16 protein-coding genes and 1 pseudogene are annotated in these 16,238 nt (G+C 47.1%); 14 read left to right on the top strand and 3 right to left on the bottom strand.

Going from position 1 to position 16,238, the window contains the following annotated elements; translation table 11 throughout:
- The first annotated feature begins 16 nt into the window (after positions 1–16).
- From rpmI to KI350_RS02375, 3 genes are all read left to right on the top strand, one after another.
- Positions 17–217: a 50S ribosomal protein L35 gene (gene rpmI / locus KI350_RS02385; protein WP_003184267.1), complete on the top strand. Its 201-nt coding sequence runs from the start codon at positions 17–19 to the stop codon at positions 215–217.
- Between the two features lie 32 nt (positions 218–249).
- Positions 250–609: a 50S ribosomal protein L20 gene (rplT, locus tag KI350_RS02380; RefSeq protein ID WP_003184266.1), complete on the top strand. Its 360-nt coding sequence runs from the start codon at positions 250–252 to the stop codon at positions 607–609.
- Positions 610–733: 124 nt separating this feature from the next.
- On the top strand, positions 734–997 hold the full coding sequence (locus KI350_RS02375) for a DUF1294 domain-containing protein (RefSeq protein WP_020452529.1): 264 nt from the start codon (positions 734–736) through the stop codon (positions 995–997).
- Positions 998–1,012: 15 nt separating this feature from the next.
- Here KI350_RS02375 and KI350_RS02370 read toward each other — a convergent pair whose 3' ends face one another.
- Positions 1,013–1,414, bottom strand: coding sequence for a hypothetical protein (locus KI350_RS02370; RefSeq protein ID WP_035338193.1), 402 nt, complete (start codon positions 1,412–1,414; stop codon positions 1,013–1,015).
- A gap of 173 nt (positions 1,415–1,587) precedes the next feature.
- On the opposite strand from KI350_RS02370, the gene KI350_RS02365 reads away from it, so the two are divergent.
- From KI350_RS02365 to KI350_RS02315, 11 genes and pseudogenes are all read left to right on the top strand, one after another.
- Positions 1,588–2,673, top strand: coding sequence for a M42 family metallopeptidase (locus KI350_RS02365; protein ID WP_020452527.1), 1,086 nt, complete (start codon positions 1,588–1,590; stop codon positions 2,671–2,673).
- Positions 2,674–2,824: 151 nt separating this feature from the next.
- Entirely contained in the window at positions 2,825–3,787 is a 963-nt protein-coding gene (gene abnA, locus KI350_RS02360) for an arabinan endo-1,5-alpha-L-arabinosidase AbnA (protein WP_035338196.1), read from the top strand.
- A gap of 259 nt (positions 3,788–4,046) precedes the next feature.
- A pseudogene (gene araA / locus KI350_RS02355) lies at positions 4,047–5,528 on the top strand (L-arabinose isomerase).
- 14 nt (positions 5,529–5,542) lie between these two features.
- Positions 5,543–7,234 carry a ribulokinase gene (araB, locus tag KI350_RS02350; protein ID WP_025805113.1) on the top strand — a complete coding sequence of 564 codons (1,692 nt, stop codon included), beginning with the start codon at positions 5,543–5,545 and terminating at the stop codon, positions 7,232–7,234.
- A 15-nt stretch (positions 7,235–7,249) separates the two neighbouring features.
- A complete protein-coding gene (araD, locus tag KI350_RS02345) occupies positions 7,250–7,936 on the top strand; it encodes an L-ribulose-5-phosphate 4-epimerase (protein WP_011198185.1) in 687 nt (228 codons plus the stop codon).
- A 16-nt stretch (positions 7,937–7,952) separates the two neighbouring features.
- Positions 7,953–9,158 (top strand): sn-glycerol-1-phosphate dehydrogenase, encoded by a 1,206-nt coding sequence (locus tag KI350_RS02340; protein WP_011198184.1) that lies wholly within the window; start codon positions 7,953–7,955, stop codon positions 9,156–9,158.
- 23 nt (positions 9,159–9,181) lie between these two features.
- Positions 9,182–10,459, top strand: coding sequence for an arabinooligosaccharides ABC transporter substrate-binding protein AraN (gene araN / locus KI350_RS02335; RefSeq protein ID WP_061576903.1), 1,278 nt, complete (start codon positions 9,182–9,184; stop codon positions 10,457–10,459).
- A 30-nt stretch (positions 10,460–10,489) separates the two neighbouring features.
- On the top strand, positions 10,490–11,434 hold the full coding sequence (gene araP, locus KI350_RS02330) for an arabinooligosaccharides ABC transporter permease AraP (RefSeq protein ID WP_011198183.1): 945 nt from the start codon (positions 10,490–10,492) through the stop codon (positions 11,432–11,434).
- Positions 11,434–12,276, top strand: a complete 843-nt coding sequence (locus KI350_RS02325) for a carbohydrate ABC transporter permease (RefSeq protein ID WP_009329343.1) — start codon at positions 11,434–11,436, stop codon at positions 12,274–12,276. The genes araP and KI350_RS02325 overlap by 1 nt, the downstream gene beginning before the upstream one ends.
- Before the next feature lie 35 nt (positions 12,277–12,311).
- Positions 12,312–13,820: an arabinosylfuranosidase ArfA gene (gene arfA, locus KI350_RS02320; RefSeq protein WP_212930427.1), complete on the top strand. Its 1,509-nt coding sequence runs from the start codon at positions 12,312–12,314 to the stop codon at positions 13,818–13,820.
- A 91-nt stretch (positions 13,821–13,911) separates the two neighbouring features.
- Positions 13,912–14,190 (top strand): hypothetical protein, encoded by a 279-nt coding sequence (locus tag KI350_RS02315; RefSeq protein WP_020452517.1) that lies wholly within the window; start codon positions 13,912–13,914, stop codon positions 14,188–14,190.
- A gap of 126 nt (positions 14,191–14,316) precedes the next feature.
- On the opposite strand, the gene KI350_RS02310 is transcribed toward KI350_RS02315, so the two are convergent.
- Positions 14,317–15,765, bottom strand: a complete 1,449-nt coding sequence (locus tag KI350_RS02310; protein ID WP_065643642.1) for a PH domain-containing protein — start codon at positions 15,763–15,765, stop codon at positions 14,317–14,319.
- Entirely contained in the window at positions 15,752–16,231 is a 480-nt protein-coding gene (locus tag KI350_RS02305; RefSeq protein ID WP_212930426.1) for a PH domain-containing protein, read from the bottom strand. Before KI350_RS02305 ends, KI350_RS02310 begins: the two co-directional genes overlap by 14 nt.
- Positions 16,232–16,238 lie beyond the last annotated feature (7 nt).

Genomic DNA, 16,238 nt, shown 5'->3' with positions numbered 1-16,238 from the left:
TAAGGAGGAAACATCCATGCCAAAAATGAAAACTCACCGCGGATCTGCGAAACGTTTTAAAAAGACAGGTTCCGGGAAACTGAAACGTTCTCATGCATATACAAGTCACTTGTTCGCAAATAAATCTCAAAAACAAAAGCGCAAGCTTCGCAAAAGCGCAGTCGTAAGCGCCGGCGATTTCAAACGCATCAAGCAGCAGCTTGCCAACATTAAGTAATTCGGAAAAGGTATAATTAGGAGGGAAATCTAATGCCAAGAGTAAAAGGCGGAACTGTTACACGCAAACGTCGTAAAAAGGTTCTCAAATTAGCAAAAGGTTATTTTGGTTCAAAACATACATTATATAAAGTAGCTAACCAGCAGGTTATGAAATCAGGAAACTACGCTTTCCGTGACCGTCGTCAGAAAAAACGCGATTTCCGCAAACTGTGGATCACTCGTATCAATGCTGCAGCACGCATGAACGGTCTTTCTTACAGCCGTTTGATGCACGGTCTTAAGCTTTCCGGTATCGAAGTAAACCGCAAAATGCTTGCTGACCTTGCTGTAAATGATTTGAACGCATTCAATCAGCTTGCAGACGCTGCTAAAGCGCAATTGAATAAATAATTGAAAAAGGCCGGAACCCGGCCTTTTTCTTTTGTTGTTAGAAGCTACTCGCGCGGGATGTGAAACGGTTCGTGAGACCGGCCGCCGCAAGCCCCCAACCGCGAAACAAGGAGAAATGAACAATATGACTCTCATATGGATTTACGCGATCCTCATAAACGGATACGGCTTTTTCTTAATGAAAGCAGACAAGCAAAAAGCGGTCACTGGGAAATGGAGGGTATCTGAGCGCCGCATCTGGCTCGTTGCGGCCGCTTTCGGATCCGCAGGCGTCTGGTTCGGGATGATGCGGTTCAGACATAAGACAAAACACCTTTCCTTCAGGCTTGGCATTCCTTTTTTGCTGGCCGTGCAAGCCGTTTTGACCTATTTTTATATGATGAATTAAAAAAGCAGATGAGGCTTATTGCTCTTCTGCTTTTTTGTTTCTCCACTTTTGAATGTTCGAATCCCAGTCGATTTTGCAATCGGGATAGTGGGCTTTAATGTTTTCTTCCAATTCTGTGAAGTCTTCTTCCGTGAAAGAGCTGAGCTTTTCTTCAGGCGCTTCCGTCCATACAAAAATCGTATGGATGAACAGCGGATGGTCTTTTGAAGGAATGTGTTTTTCTCCTTCGAAAAGCACGCCTTTAAATGTCAACTTGAGATTTTTGCGTGCATTTTTCTGTTCGTCCAAAAAATAAAAGTGTTTTTTGGCCTGTGCTGATTTCAGCCTTCTGTCCGGACTCCCCAAAAATTGAACGGCCCTGTACACGACGTAAACCAAAAGCGCCAGCAAAGCCAGTCTCAATATGATGACAATCATGTTAAAACAGAACCTCCCTTGAACGTAATTTTGAGTATATCCCAATATATACGAACCAGTTCCCGCAAGGTTTCATTTTTTAACCAAAAAAGCTGTACAGAATATTGGTCGTATTGAAAAGGGATGTTTCTGTATAATAGTAAATGAGGGTTAATTAAGGAGGCTGTATAGAGATGGCAAAGCTTGATGAAACATTGACGATGCTAAAGGAATTAACAGATGCAAAAGGAATTCCTGCAAATGAAAAAGAGCCCAGACAAGTCATGAAATCGTACATAGAACCGTTTGCCGACGAGGTTACGACAGACAGACTGGGAAGCTTAATCGCTAAAAAGACCGGACAGGCTGACGGACCGAAGATTATGATTGCCGGCCATCTTGATGAGGTCGGTTTTATGGTTACGCGGATCGATGACAGGGGTTATCTCCGCTTTCAGACGGTTGGAGGCTGGTGGAGCCAGGTCATGCTGGCGCAGCGTGTGACGGTCGTGACGAAGAAAGGCGACATCACCGGTATCATCGGTTCAAAACCTCCTCATGTCCTGTCTCAGGAGGCAAGAAAAAAATCGGTGGATATTAAAGATATGTTTATCGATATCGGAGCGTCGAACAGAGAGGAAGCGATGGAGTGGGGCGTTCTTCCGGGAGACCAGGTCGTTCCTTACTTTGAATTTACGGTGATGAATAATGAAAAAATGCTGCTTGCCAAAGCATGGGACAACCGTATCGGCTGCGCGATCGCGATCGATGTGCTGAAAAACCTGAAAGGAGCGGATCACCCGAATGTCGTCTACGGCGTCGGAACCGTACAGGAAGAAGTCGGACTGAGAGGCGCGAAAACCGCCGCGCATACGATCAAGCCTGATATTGCTTTCGGTGTTGACGTGGGAATCGCGGGTGATACACCGGGTATTACGGAAAAAGAGTCGACAAGCAAAATGGGAAAAGGCCCGCAGATCATCCTTTATGACGCTTCAATGGTGTCTCATAAAGGGCTTCGCGACTTTGTCACGAATGTAGCAGATGAAGCCGGCATTCCGTATCAATTTGACGCCCTCTCAGGCGGAGGAACAGATTCGGGCTCGATCCACCTTACCGCGAACGGAGTGCCTGCTCTGTCGATCACGATCGCGACAAGGTATATCCATACGCACGCGGCCATGCTTCACCGGGATGACTATGAACATGCGGTAAAATTAATTACCGAAGTGATTAAACGATTGGATAAAGAGACGGTTCAAAATATTACGTTTGACTGATGAAAGATGGGGCTGACAGGCTTATTTTATAAGCTGTCAGCTTTTTTTGTAATGTCAAAGACAGCGTTTACATATATAAACATTGTTCGAAAAATTGACAAAGAAAGGGAGGCATTGTTTTTTCATTTACAAGAACAGGAGTGTGAACTGAATGAAAAAAGTGTTGCGGAGAATGTCTTTGACAGGATTGATGTTCGGACTGCTGCTGGCTTTTTTGATGCCTGAATCAGGCAAGGCTGCGTTTTGGGACACAAAGGGGGACAATTTCATCCATGACCCTTCCATCATTAAAGAGGGAAATACGTGGTATACATTTGGAACCGGGCTCGGTACAGGGCTGCGTGTCATTAAGTCAACCGACGGCAGAAACTGGAGTGCTGCCCCGAGTATTTTTCCAGCTCCATTGTCCTGGTGGAAGATGTACGTACCAAATCATGAACCGCATCAGTGGGCGCCGGATATCAGCTACTATAACGGCCGGTATTGGCTGTATTACTCTGTATCGTCTTTCGGTTCAAACACATCAGCGATAGGACTCGCATCGACAGACCGGATTTCATCCGGCAAATGGCGGGATGACGGGCTGGTCATCAGATCGACATCCGGTGATCAGTTTAATGCCATTGACCCTGATCTGGTTATTGACAAAGACGGGAATCCATGGCTCTCATTCGGTTCCTTTTGGACCGGCATCAAGCTGACAAGGCTTGATAAAAACACGATGAAGCCGACGGGAAGTCTGTATTCGATCGCCTCAAGGCCGAATAACGGCGGAGCGGTTGAAGCGCCGAACATTACCTACAAAGACGGCTACTATTACTTATTTGTCTCGTTTGACAGCTGCTGTAAAGGGGTGAACAGCACATATAAAATAGCGTACGGCCGTTCAACGAGCATTACGGGACCCTATTATGATAAAAGCGGCAAAAATATGATGAACGGCGGAGGGACGATCCTGGATTCCGGCAATGACCGCTGGAAAGGGCCGGGACATCAGGATGTTCTGAACAACTCGATCCTTGTCAGACACGCTTATGACGCGTTGGACAATGGTGTATCGAAGCTGCTCATCAACGACTTGTACTGGGATTCCCAAGGGTGGCCGACTTATTAACAGATGACGGGCGATTTTTCCGCCCGTTTTTTTGTTCTGAAATCTGTCAAAAAAAATAAAAAACACACTGGAAATTAAATTGACAGTTTTTTTCAAAATGATATAATGAAGTTGTTCGTACAAATATGTTTTTGAGTTTAGTTGTACGTACATATAGTCGCGATAAGTTTGAGAATAAGGTATATCCATATTTTTTTGTAAGCGTTTTAATAGTTTGCTAATCTTTACACAGAAACCTTAAAGAAGAGGAGGAAGCTATTTGATTCAAAAAAAGACGCATGTATTTTGGTTTGTGACAGGCAGCCAGCATTTATATGGAGAAAAGGCCGTACAAGAGGTGGAAGAGCATTCCAAAATAATCTGCAACGGATTAAATGACGGACATTTAAGGTTTCAAGTCAAGTACAAAGCGGTGGCCACTTCGCTGGACGGCGTCAGAAAACTGTTTGAAGAGGCGAACCGGGACGAAGAGTGCGCAGGCATCATCACCTGGATGCATACGTTTTCACCGGCCAAAATGTGGATTCCCGGCCTTTCCGAGCTGAATAAGCCGCTGCTCCATTTTCATACCCAGTTTAACCGGGACATTCCGTGGGATAAAATCGACATGGATTTCATGAATATTAATCAGTCTGCCCACGGCGACCGCGAATACGGTTTTATCGGAGCGAGATTGGGCATTCCTCGAAAAGTAATCGCCGGATATTGGGAAGACAGAGAAGTAAAGCGCTCGATCGACAAATGGATGAGCGCAGCGGTCGCATATATTGAAAGCCGCCATATCAAAGTCGCCTGATTTGGGGACAACATGCGGAATGTGGCGGTAACAGAAGGAGATAAGATTGAAGCGCAGATTCAGCTTGGCTGGTCTGTCGACGGATATGGAATCGGCGATCTCGTCACGGAGATCAATGCTGTATCAGAACAGAGTCTAAGCGAGCTCATCTCCGAATATGAGGAGCTTTATGAGTGGCCGGAAGGCGAAGCGGCAAGGGAATCCGTCAAGGAGCAGGCGCGGATTGAGCTTGGATTAAAGCGCTTTCTTTCGAGCGGAGGCTATACGGCCTTTACGACAACCTTTGAAGACCTCCACGGCATGAAGCAGCTTCCGGGTTTGGCTGTTCAGCGGCTGATGGCTGAAGGCTATGGCTTCGGAGGAGAAGGAGATTGGAAAACGGCTGCGCTTGTCAGGATGATGAAAATGATGGCCGGCGGAAAAGAAACGTCATTTATGGAGGATTACACGTACCATTTTGAACCGGGCAATGAAATGATCCTCGGCTCCCACATGCTTGAAGTGTGCCCTTCGATTGCCGAACACAAACCGAGAATTGAAGTCCATCCGCTGTCAATGGGTGCAAAGGATGATCCGGCGCGGCTCGTGTTTGACGGAATTGCAGGTCCTGCGGTCAATGTCTCCCTTATTGATTTGGGCGGACGTTTCAGGCTTGTCATCAATAAAGTGGAAGCTGTGAAGGTTCCGCATGATATTCCGAATCTTCCGGTGGCGCGCGTACTTTGGAAGCCTCAGCCGTCTTTGAGAACATCGGCTGAAGCGTGGATTTTGGCTGGCGGTGCTCACCATACATGCCTTTCGTACCAGCTGACAGCCGAGCAGATGCTCGATTGGGCCGAAATGTCGGGCATTGAAGCGGTGTTGATCAATCGTGATACAACGATTTTAAATCTTCGCAATGAACTCAAATGGAGTGAAGCTGCATATCGGCTTCGCAAGTTTTAAGGGGGTGAGGACTTATCCCTTACACAATCGGAGTTGACTTTGGAACATTGTCAGGGCGTGCAGTTCTCGTCGATGTCCGGACAGGTGAGGAAATCGCGACAGCTGTCAAAGAGTACACGCACGGGGTGATAGACCGGGAGCTTCCGGTCTCAAAGCGAAAGCTTCCGAGAGACTGGGCGCTCCAGCATCCGGCCGATTACATTGAAGTGCTGGAGGAAACGATTCCGAGCCTTTTGAAACAGTCAAAAGCGGATCCGAAAGAAATCATCGGAATCGGAATCGATTTCACGGCTTGCACGATTTTGCCCGTTGACGAGAACGGGACTCCTCTTTGTATGAGGGAAGAGTATGCGTCGGAACCGCACAGCTATGTGAAGCTTTGGAAGCACCATGCTGCACAGGAGCAGGCGAATCGCTTAAATCAAATCGCGGAAGAAAGAAATGAACCTTTTCTTCAAACATACGGCGGGAAAATTTCTTCCGAGTGGCTCGTTCCAAAAGTGATGCAAATCGCGGAAGAAGCGCCTGACATTTATGATGCCGCAGCCGAGATCATGGAAGCGGCCGACTGGATCGTCTATATGCTGTGCGGAACCAGAAAGCGCAACAATTGCACAGCGGGTTATAAAGCGATTTGGAACAATAAGAGCGGCTATCCTTCCGACGATTTCTTCGCAAGCCTGCATCCGAAGCTGAAAAATATCGTTCGGGAAAAACTAACGGAGGATATTTATTCTGTAGGCGAAAAAGCGGGCGGACTGACTGAAGAAATGGCCGGGAAGACAGGGCTTCTGGCAGGTACGGCGGTCGCTGTCGCAAATGTTGATGCTCATGTGTCGGTTCCGGCGGTCGGCATCACAGAGCCGGGCAAGATGCTGATGATCATGGGAACGTCTACCTGTCATATGCTGCTCGGCGAGGATGTCAGGATGGTGCCGGGAATGTGCGGCGTCGTTGAAGACGGGATTCTGCCGGGCTATGTCGGCTATGAAGCGGGCCAATCGTGCGTTGGCGACCATTTTCATTGGCTGATTCAACACTTTGTTCCAGAAGCGTATTTGAAAGAAGCTGAAGCCGAAGGGATTTCCATTTACGAACTGCTGTCTCAAAAGGCCGGCAGTCTCCAAATCGGTGAAAGCGGTTTGCTTGCATTGGATTGGTGGAACGGAAACCGTTCAACACTCGTTGATGCCGATCTGACGGGAATGCTGCTCGGTATGACCCTTGCCACTAAGCCTGAAGAGATATACCGTGCATTGGTTGAAGCGACTGCCTACGGGACGAGGATCATTATTGAAACGTTCAGACAAAGCGGCGTGCCGATCGAGGAGCTGTATGCCGCAGGAGGAATCGCCGAAAAAAATCCGTTTATCATGCAGGTTTACGCGGATGTCACCAACATGGAAATCAAAATTTCTGGATCTCCGCAGGCGCCGGCTTTAGGTTCAGCGATATTCGGAGCGCTCGCGGCCGGAAGCATGAACGGCGGTTACGACCATATCGAAGAAGCAGTCGCACATATGGGCAAGATCAAGGATAAAACGTACAAACCAATTCCTGAAAACGTTTCCTTATACGATCAGCTTTATGCGGAATATAAGGAGCTTTACACGTACTTCGGAAAGCAAAACAATGTGATGAAACGCCTTAAAAAATTGAAAAACATCCAGTCCCTTAGTTCTGACACCGGTAAAGCGATGGCTTAGAGGGAGGAGAAAACTGTGCTGGAATCTTTGAAAGAACAAGTATTAAAAGCGAATTTGCAGCTTGAAGAATACCGGCTTGTCACCTTTACATGGGGAAATGTCAGCGGTATTGACCGGGAGAATAAGCTGGTCGTCATCAAGCCGAGCGGTGTCAAATACAGCGATTTGAAAGCCGAAGATTTAGTGGTTCTGAATATGGACGGCGAGATTGTGGAAGGGGATCTGAAGCCATCTTCCGATACGCCGACACACCTCTATCTTTACCGGCAGTTTCAATCGATCGGCGGGATCGTCCATACGCATTCCCCGTGGGCGACAAGCTGGGCTCAGTCAGGGAAGGACATTCCGTCGCTCGGAACGACTCATGCCGACTACTACCACGGCGACATTCCGTGTACACGGGAAATGGATCCCGATGAAATCAGGAGTCAATACGAGCTGAATACAGGAAAAGTGATTGTAGAGACGTTCCGGCATCTTGACCCCCTGGCGGTGCCCGCCGTTCTCGTGAACAATCACGGGCCGTTTTGCTGGGGAAAAGACGCCTTAACTGCCGTACACAATGCCGTCGTCCTGGAAGAAGTCGCCAAGATGGCGTACCGCTCCCTGATGCTGAATCCGTCTCTTAAGCGGATTAAGAGCGCTTTGCAGGATAAGCATTATTTTCGAAAGCACGGGGCAGACGCCTATTACGGCCAATAGAGGAGGGAAGCTGCCAATGAATGACTTGATCTCTTATGTGAAAAAAACTTTGGGCGCATGCGAATGCGGAACCGTCCACCACCCGCTTACAGTCGAAAAAATCGCGATCGGCGACAATGCTGTTGAGCAAGAGCTGCCCGCTTTCGTGAAATCGGCTTCCTATAAAAAAGCCGCTGTCATTTATGATGAAACGACCGGACGGTTAGCCGGCAAGCGGATTGCCTCTCTTCTTGAGGAAACGGCTGAAACGGTTCCGGTGCTGCTGGAAGCTAATGAAGCGGGCGATGTGACGGCGGATGAGCAAACATTGGTGAGTGCATTGATCGGTGTACCGATTGATGCGGATGTACTAATTGCGGCCGGAGCGGGCACGATTCACGACATCGTCAGGTTTTGCGCCTATCAGCGCGGCATTCCGTTTATTTCAGTTCCTACGGCTCCGTCGGTTGACGGTTTTACTTCAGCCGGCGCACCGCTGATTTTAAAAGGAAAGAAACAGACGGTTCAAACGACAGCGCCGATCGCGCTTTTTGCCGATTTGGAGCTCTTGTGTCAAGCGCCGCAGAACATGGTAGCCGCAGGTTTTGGCGATATGCTCGGCAAGGTGACGTCGCTTGCGGATTGGGAGATTTCCCGCTTGCTTGCCGGCGAGCCGTATTGTCCGGCCGCCAGCCGGCTCACGAGGGAAGCGCTTGATCAATGTCTTGACCGAAAAGATGACATCGCCGCCAAGATGCGGGATGGGATTGAGAAATTGATGGAATCGCTGATCCTTTCTGGCCTAGTCATGCTGGTTCTCGACCATTCAAGGCCGGCTTCCGGCGGCGAGCACCATCTTTCCCACTACCTTGAAATGAAAGCGCTGGAGAACAATAAGCGGCAAGTGCTCCACGGTGCTAAAGTCGGCTGCAGCGCGATTATGCTGACTGACATTTACCGATCTCTTATCGGTGCAAGCCTGGGTGATCAACACGCTGAGCAAGCGATTCGCTCCGTTTATGAAAAGCTCCCTGACGGTAAGAAAATGGCAGAGTGGATGAGGCGTATCGGCGGGCCTGTATCATTCAAAGAACTCGATGTTGAAGAAGAGCTGGTGAGAGAAGCGCTCGCATACGCCCATCAGCTCAGAGACCGGTATACGGGACTGAAAATCATCAATCAATACGGCCTTTTGCCGGGGCTTTTAGGCAAAGGACCAGGCGTGAAAGGGGTTAAAATGTGAAAAGGTTCCTTTCATCTATCTTTATGGTCACGGTCGCTGTATGTTTGCTTTTATCGGGGTGCAAGGCGAGTCCTGCCTCCGATCAAGCGGACGGCACCGAACTGACATTTTGGACATTCAACGGCCTTCATGAACAGTTTTATGCTGAGATGGTGAAAGAATGGAACAAAAAGTATCCCGAGCGAAAAATCAAATTAAATACAGTGGTGTATCCGTATGGACAGATGCATGACAATTTATCTATCTCGCTTTTAGCCGGGAAAGGGGTTCCAGATATTGCCGATGTTGAGCTGGGGCGCTATTCGAACTTTTTGAAGGGCTCTGACATTCCTCTTACCGATTTAACGCCGCTTGTGGAGGACGAACGCGACAAGTTTGTTGAAGCGAGGCTGACGCTCTACAGCAAGAACGGCAAGCTTTACGGACTTGACACACATGTCGGAACTACCGTGATGTATTACAACATGGAAATGATGAATAAAGCAGGCGTTGATCCGGACGACATCAAAACATGGGAAGATTACAGGGAAGCGGGCAAAAAGGTCGTCAAAGCTCTCGGAAAGCCGATGACGACGATTGAAACGACCGACCCGAATTCATTTCTGCCGCTGGTTTCCCAGCAGGGATCCGGTTACTTTGATGAGCAGGGGCGGTTGACATTAAACAATGAGACAAACGTGAAAACGCTCGAATTTTTAAAGACTTTAATTGAGAAAGACAAAATTGCCGTCACAACGCCCGGAGGCAATCATCACAGTGAAGAGTATTACGGATTTATGAACCAAGGCGGCGCGGCGTCTGTCTTAATGCCGATCTGGTATATGGGCCGTTTTTTGGATTATATGCCTGACTTGAAAGGGAAAATCGCGATCAGACCGCTGCCGGCATGGGAAGAAGGGGGAGACCGCTCAGCGGGAATGGGCGGAACGGCCACCGTGATTCCAAAACAGGCGAAACAGGTCGATCTGGCCAAGGATTTCTTGAAATTTGCCAAAGCGTCAAAAGAAGGCAACATCAAGCTGTGGACCGTGCTCGGGTTCGATCCGCTCAGATGGGATGTGTGGGACTCGGACGAATTGAAAAAACCAAATCAATATACAGAATACTTTCAAAACGGACAACACATCTTTTCCGTGCTTCTTGACATAAAGGATGAGATCAATCCGCTTTACCTTACTGAGGATTATGCGAAGACTTCCGATCTCGTCAACAGAAACATACTGTACGAAGCGCTCAAAACGAAGAGCAAAACACCGAAAGAAGCATTGGACAAAGCAGCAGCTGAAGTGAAAGGGCAATAGTCTTTCATTACTGTAAAGCGAGGCGATAACTTGAAGACTGTTAAAACAGATACAGTGCATTCGTTTCCGCCGGTGAGCAGAAAAAGAAAGATCAGACGTTTATTATATTCAGCAAAAGCCGCACCCTACATTTTTACAGCACCTTTTGTACTCTCCTTTTGCATATTTTTTCTTTATCCGCTTATCAGCGTCGTCATCATGAGTTTTCAAAGCATTCTCCCCGGGGAAGTCCGCTTCATCGGGACGGAGAACTATAAAGCATTAAACAATCCTACATTTTATACCGCACTATTCAACACCGTAAAATACACCTTTTGGACATTGCTGATTTTAATACCTGTTCCTCTTATTCTGGCAGTCTTTTTAGATTCTAAACTCGTAAAGTTTAAAAACGTGTTCAAATCGGCTTTATTCATCCCGGCTCTGACTTCAACCATTGTGGCGGGGATTATTTTCAGGCTGATTTTTGGAGAAATGGATACATCCCTGGCGAATTCGATATTGGCTAAGCTCGGAGGTTCGCCGTACAACTGGCTGAACAATGAACATACCGGCATGTTTTTAATGGTGATGCTCGCATCTTGGAGATGGATGGGGATCAATGTCCTGTACTTTTTGGCGGGCTTGCAGAACGTTCCGAAAGAATTGTATGAAGCTGCCGAAATCGACGGGGCAGGCACGTTCAAGAAGTTTTACCATATTACGCTTCCGTTTTTAAAGCCCGTCAGCGTCTACGTGCTGACGATCAGCATCATCGGCGGCTTCCGGATGTTTGAAGAAAGCTACGTGCTGTGGCAGAACAACTCTCCGGGCAACATCGGCCTGACGATGGTCGGATACATTTATCAGCAGGGGCTTGCCTACAACAACATGGGCTACGGATCGGCGCTCGGCATCGTGCTCTTGATCATCATTTTCATCTGCAGCCTCATTTCATTAAAGCTGTCTGGATCTTTTAAAAAGGAGGGCTATTAATGCGTCCTGCCGGAGGCCTCAACATTGCGAAAGTAGCTCTGTTTCTGCTGTTTGCGATATTAAGCTTTTTGTTTGTGTTTCCGCTCTTCTGCCTTGTACTCGGCTCGCTCAAGCCATCTTCGGAATTGCTGCGCTTCGGCCTGAATTTAAAGCTGAGCCCTGAAATCCTGAGCCTTGACAATTACACTTACTTGTTTAACGGAGGCAGCATTTATTTTCAATGGTTTTCGAACAGCTTGATTCTCGTGGTGATATCCACCGTGCTGACGCTCTTGTTTTCTTCAATGGTCGGATACGGGCTTGCCGTCTACGACTTTAAAGGAAAAAATCTCTTGTTCGTAGCCGTGCTCCTGATCATGATGGTGCCGATCGAAATTCTCATGCTGCCTTTATTTAAAATGACGGTTTCTCTTCATATTGTCGACACATACGCCGGTGTGATCCTGCCGTTTATCGTCTCGCCTGTAGCCGTGTTTTTCTTCAGACAGTATGCGCTCGGCCTGCCGAGAGATTTGCTTGATTCCGCGAGAATGGACGGCTGCACAGAGTTCGGCATTTACTTCAGGATCATGGCGCCCTTGATGAAGCCGGCATTTGGAGCGATGATCATTCTTCAATCCTTAAACAGCTGGAACAACTTCTTATGGCCGCTGATCGTTTTGCGATCGAAAGAAATGTTTACGCTCCCAATCGGACTGTCCGCTTTGCTCAGTCCGTACGGGAACAATTATGACATGTTGATTTCGGGTTCTGTGCTGGCGATTCTGCCCGTGATTCTCATCTTCCTGTTCTTCCAGAAGTACTTTATATCAGGTTTGACGGCGGGCGGAATCAAAGGCTGATCCACTATATATCATCTTGAAAGGAATGATTTAACATGACTGTACACAAAGCGAAGATGACGATTGACAAGGAATATAAGGTGGCAGAGATTGATAAGCGAATTTACGGCTCCTTTATCGAGCATCTCGGCAGAGCCGTTTATGAAGGCATTTATGAGCCTGATCATCCTGAAGCTGACGAATCAGGCTTTCGGAAAGATGTCATTAAACTAGTCAGAGAACTAAAGGTGCCGTTTATCAGGTATCCCGGCGGAAACTTTGTATCTGGATATAACTGGGAGGATGGAGTCGGACCTGTCGAACAGCGGCCGACAAGACTTGATTTGGCGTGGGCGACAACCGAGCCGAACTTAATCGGTACGAACGAATTTATGGATTGGGCAAAGCTTGTCGGGGCAGAGGTGAATATGGCCGTCAACCTCGGAACGAGAGGAATTGATGCCGCACGCAACCTAGTAGAATATTGCAACCATCCGTCAGGATCGTACTACAGCGACTTGAGAAAATCCCACGGATATAAGGAACCGCATAAAATTAAAACATGGTGCCTCGGCAATGAAATGGACGGTCCATGGCAAATCGGCCATAAAACAGCGGCCGAATACGGAAGACTTGCTGCTGAAGCCGCGAAGGTGATGAAATGGACGGACCCGTCGATCGAGCTTGTCGCCTGCGGAAGTTCGGGAAGCGGAATGCCGACATTCATCGACTGGGAAACGACCGTGCTTGACCATACGTACGAACACGTCGAGTACATCTCGCTTCACTCGTATTACGGCAACCGCGACAATGATCTTCCAAACTATTTGGCGAGATCGCTAGACATGGATCACTTTATCAAAACGGTCATCTCAGTCTGCGACTATATGAAAGCGAAAAAGAAAAGCAAGAAAACGATTCACCTTTCATATGATGAGTGGAATGTCTGGTATCACTCGAATGAAAAAGACAAAGAAGCTGAACGCTGGGCGAAAGCGCCGCACCTTCTTGAAGACATCTACAACTTTGAGGATGCGCTTCTCGTCGGCTGTATGCTGATTACGATGCTCAAGCATGCCGACCGCGTGAAAATCGCCTGTCTGGCTCAGCTTGTCAATGTCATCGCGCCGATTATGACAGACAAAGGGGGAGAAGCATGGCGTCAGACCATTTTCTATCCGTTTATGCACGCTTCCGTCTACGGCAGAGGAACGGTACTGCAGACGGCGGTATCGTCTCCAAAGTATGATGCGAAAGACTTTACGGATGTGCCGTACTTGGAGTCCGTGTCTGTTTTCAATGAAGAAGCCGAGGAATTAACCGTTTTTGCCGTCAACCGCGCAACAGACGCCGGCCTTGAAATGGAAGCCGATATGAGAAGCTTTGAAGGGTACAGTGTCTCTGAGCACATCGTTCTGGAACACGAAGATCATAAAGCGACGAATGAAAAAGACCGCAACAACGTCGTTCCGCACAGCGGCGGAGACGCCAAAGTATGTGACGGCAGGCTGACGGCTCACCTTCCGAAGCTTTCCTGGAATGTGATCAGAATGAAAAAAAGATGATCTAAAAAATCCGGCCGCTGTGCCGGTTTTTTTAGGTGTGAAAAGGTGTGCGCATTTATGTCGGAGAATACTATAAAACAGGAGGGGGGATATGATGAAGTCGTTTTTTTCGGCTGCATATTGCTTTTTGATGTACGCATTTATAGCATACCTTTGGCTTCTGTTTATCACGGCGGTCCTTGATCGGACCCGGTTTCTCAATCACTCATTTTTAGAGGCGGGCGTCATCTTGATCGGCACCATATTGTTTTTTTCGCTGTCTCACCATCTCTCAGCTTCACTTGTCAAAACAAACATCAATCGAATCGGAGGGATCGCCGCTTTCTGTCTAGTCATGGCCGTTCATTTTTTTATCGTTCCGTTATGCTGACAGAAAAAAGGCGGATATCCGATGATACCCGCCAATTACGCCTTAAAAAAGGCAGCAGATGAAGCATGTGTCTATTTTATTCTTATTATTCCTATTAGTCAACTGGGTTTTGGGTGGTTTTGAAAATTATTCCTTTGTTTTAAGGGCATGTTGATAAAGATCTGCTGCACTCTCTATTGGAATGTGGCTGATCGAAAACTTCATATTTTCTTTTCCTGAGGCAACGGCCAACTTAATTGACGCTAAGTTTTTTCTCTCTTGCATAAATGTTTGGCTCAATGATGCCCATTGAATGCGTCCGCGTTTCATAATTGCCGTTTTCCGGGATAAAATTCCGTATTGCAAAGTTAAAAACCGGCTGCTTTGATTCCAGCCAATCATCCGATACCCTATCCACCCCAGGCTGAATAATCCGAGCGGCAGAACTGCAGCCAGATTGTGATAGTCGGAAGGTACAAACAGCCATATCGGTATGGCAAAAAGACAGCCGGCTATAAATGGCATAACCATATAGTGAATTTTCGCTTCCTTTGTGAGCGTGTGCAGATGGCCTCCTTTGCGGTAACCGGTAAACGGTTCAAGCATGGATTCGGCCTTTTCTTTTTTAACAAAAGGAAGTAGGGTGACGGTTTTACTGCTTTGCTCATTTGAACGATTGCGAATCAAAACAGCTTTGATTTCTGCATACCCCAAGAATCGGTGAATCGGACGCTCAATGATGAGAATGGCCTGTATCTGGTCTTGTCCGATCGTTCGTTTTTTCTTTTCAAACAGGCCCTGCTCAATCTCAATTTCTCCTTTGCTATTTTTCCTTAATGTGAATTGAAAATCACTTGCAAATGTGAGTAATAGCGAAAGCGCGAATGATAGAATAGCCATCAAGACCACCGTGATCATGATCCAGTTGGGGCCGAACCAGCCAGATAAGGAGGTGAACAAAGTGTCCCTGTCTCCTTCTTTCGATATATCGATATATTTTAGCAATCCCAGTAATAACAGCGTAAACACAATCCCGACTTTAGGCGATAGCAGGCTGTGTAAAATGAGGTTACTTTTAGATAATTGAAACATTGAGTCTTCAGCATGTTCGCTCGGCCTGTCTTTTGCTTCTGTTTTTAAAGCCGTCCGAATGCGCTGTTCTTCTTCTTTTGAAATGCAGCTGAGTGTGATGCCGGATTCTTCTCCTCCGGCAAGTTCAATTGTCAAAGTCCGGGTGGAAAATAAATGATCATATACACGAATCGCAGAATCAATTGATTGTATACGATCCGGCTGCACCCATCTTTTCTTGACGACAAGCAAACCGGATTCAACATATATCGCTTTCTCATGTATTTGGTAGGTAAATGACCGCCATTTTAATACACCAATCACGAAAAACGACATGATAAGGCATGAGCCTAAAGTGATATTGATGAGGAAAGCGGGAATGTCACCGCCCAGTTTATGAATACATAATACGAGCAGTGGAAATGACCAAATAAAGGAAAATGATTCTTTGATCGCTGTAGCGATAAAGTAAAGGACGGAAACCGGATGGAGACGATGTTTGATCAATGTGTCAGACTTGTTCATCGCATAACCTCGCATAGGCTTCAATTTCTTTGCGGATCGAATCGGCTGTTCCTTCGGCCAATCCCAGAATGTCGTGGCTGCCGGCTGCCGTTGATAAAGTCACTGTATATAAATTGTACTTTTTTAAAATAGGACCTTGTTTTGCTTCGACATGCTGGACTTTCCCCATAGGAATTAATACTTTTCGTCTGAAAATGATCCCTTTATGGATTTGAATACTTACTTCACTTAGGCGGTATCGCCACAAGTGACATTTCCACTTCGGCAAAAGATAAAGTTCAAACGGTACCGAGGCAATAGCTAAACATAATGTGACAGCCAATATCCATTTTGGCCAGCCGAATGTGATAGTAAAGTATAGCAATGCCAGAATCATGGCTGCATACACACATAAAGTGATCACACCTTCAAGCTTCCGTACGGCAACAATTTTCCCGTCCAATTTTTTAAATTCACCAGTGTTCACGATAGCC

The organism is Bacillus sp. J41TS8 (genome assembly GCF_018333035.1).
Lineage (GTDB): Bacteria > Bacillota > Bacilli > Bacillales > Bacillaceae > Bacillus > Bacillus paralicheniformis.
This window is presented reverse-complemented; position numbering and strand designations above follow the sequence as displayed.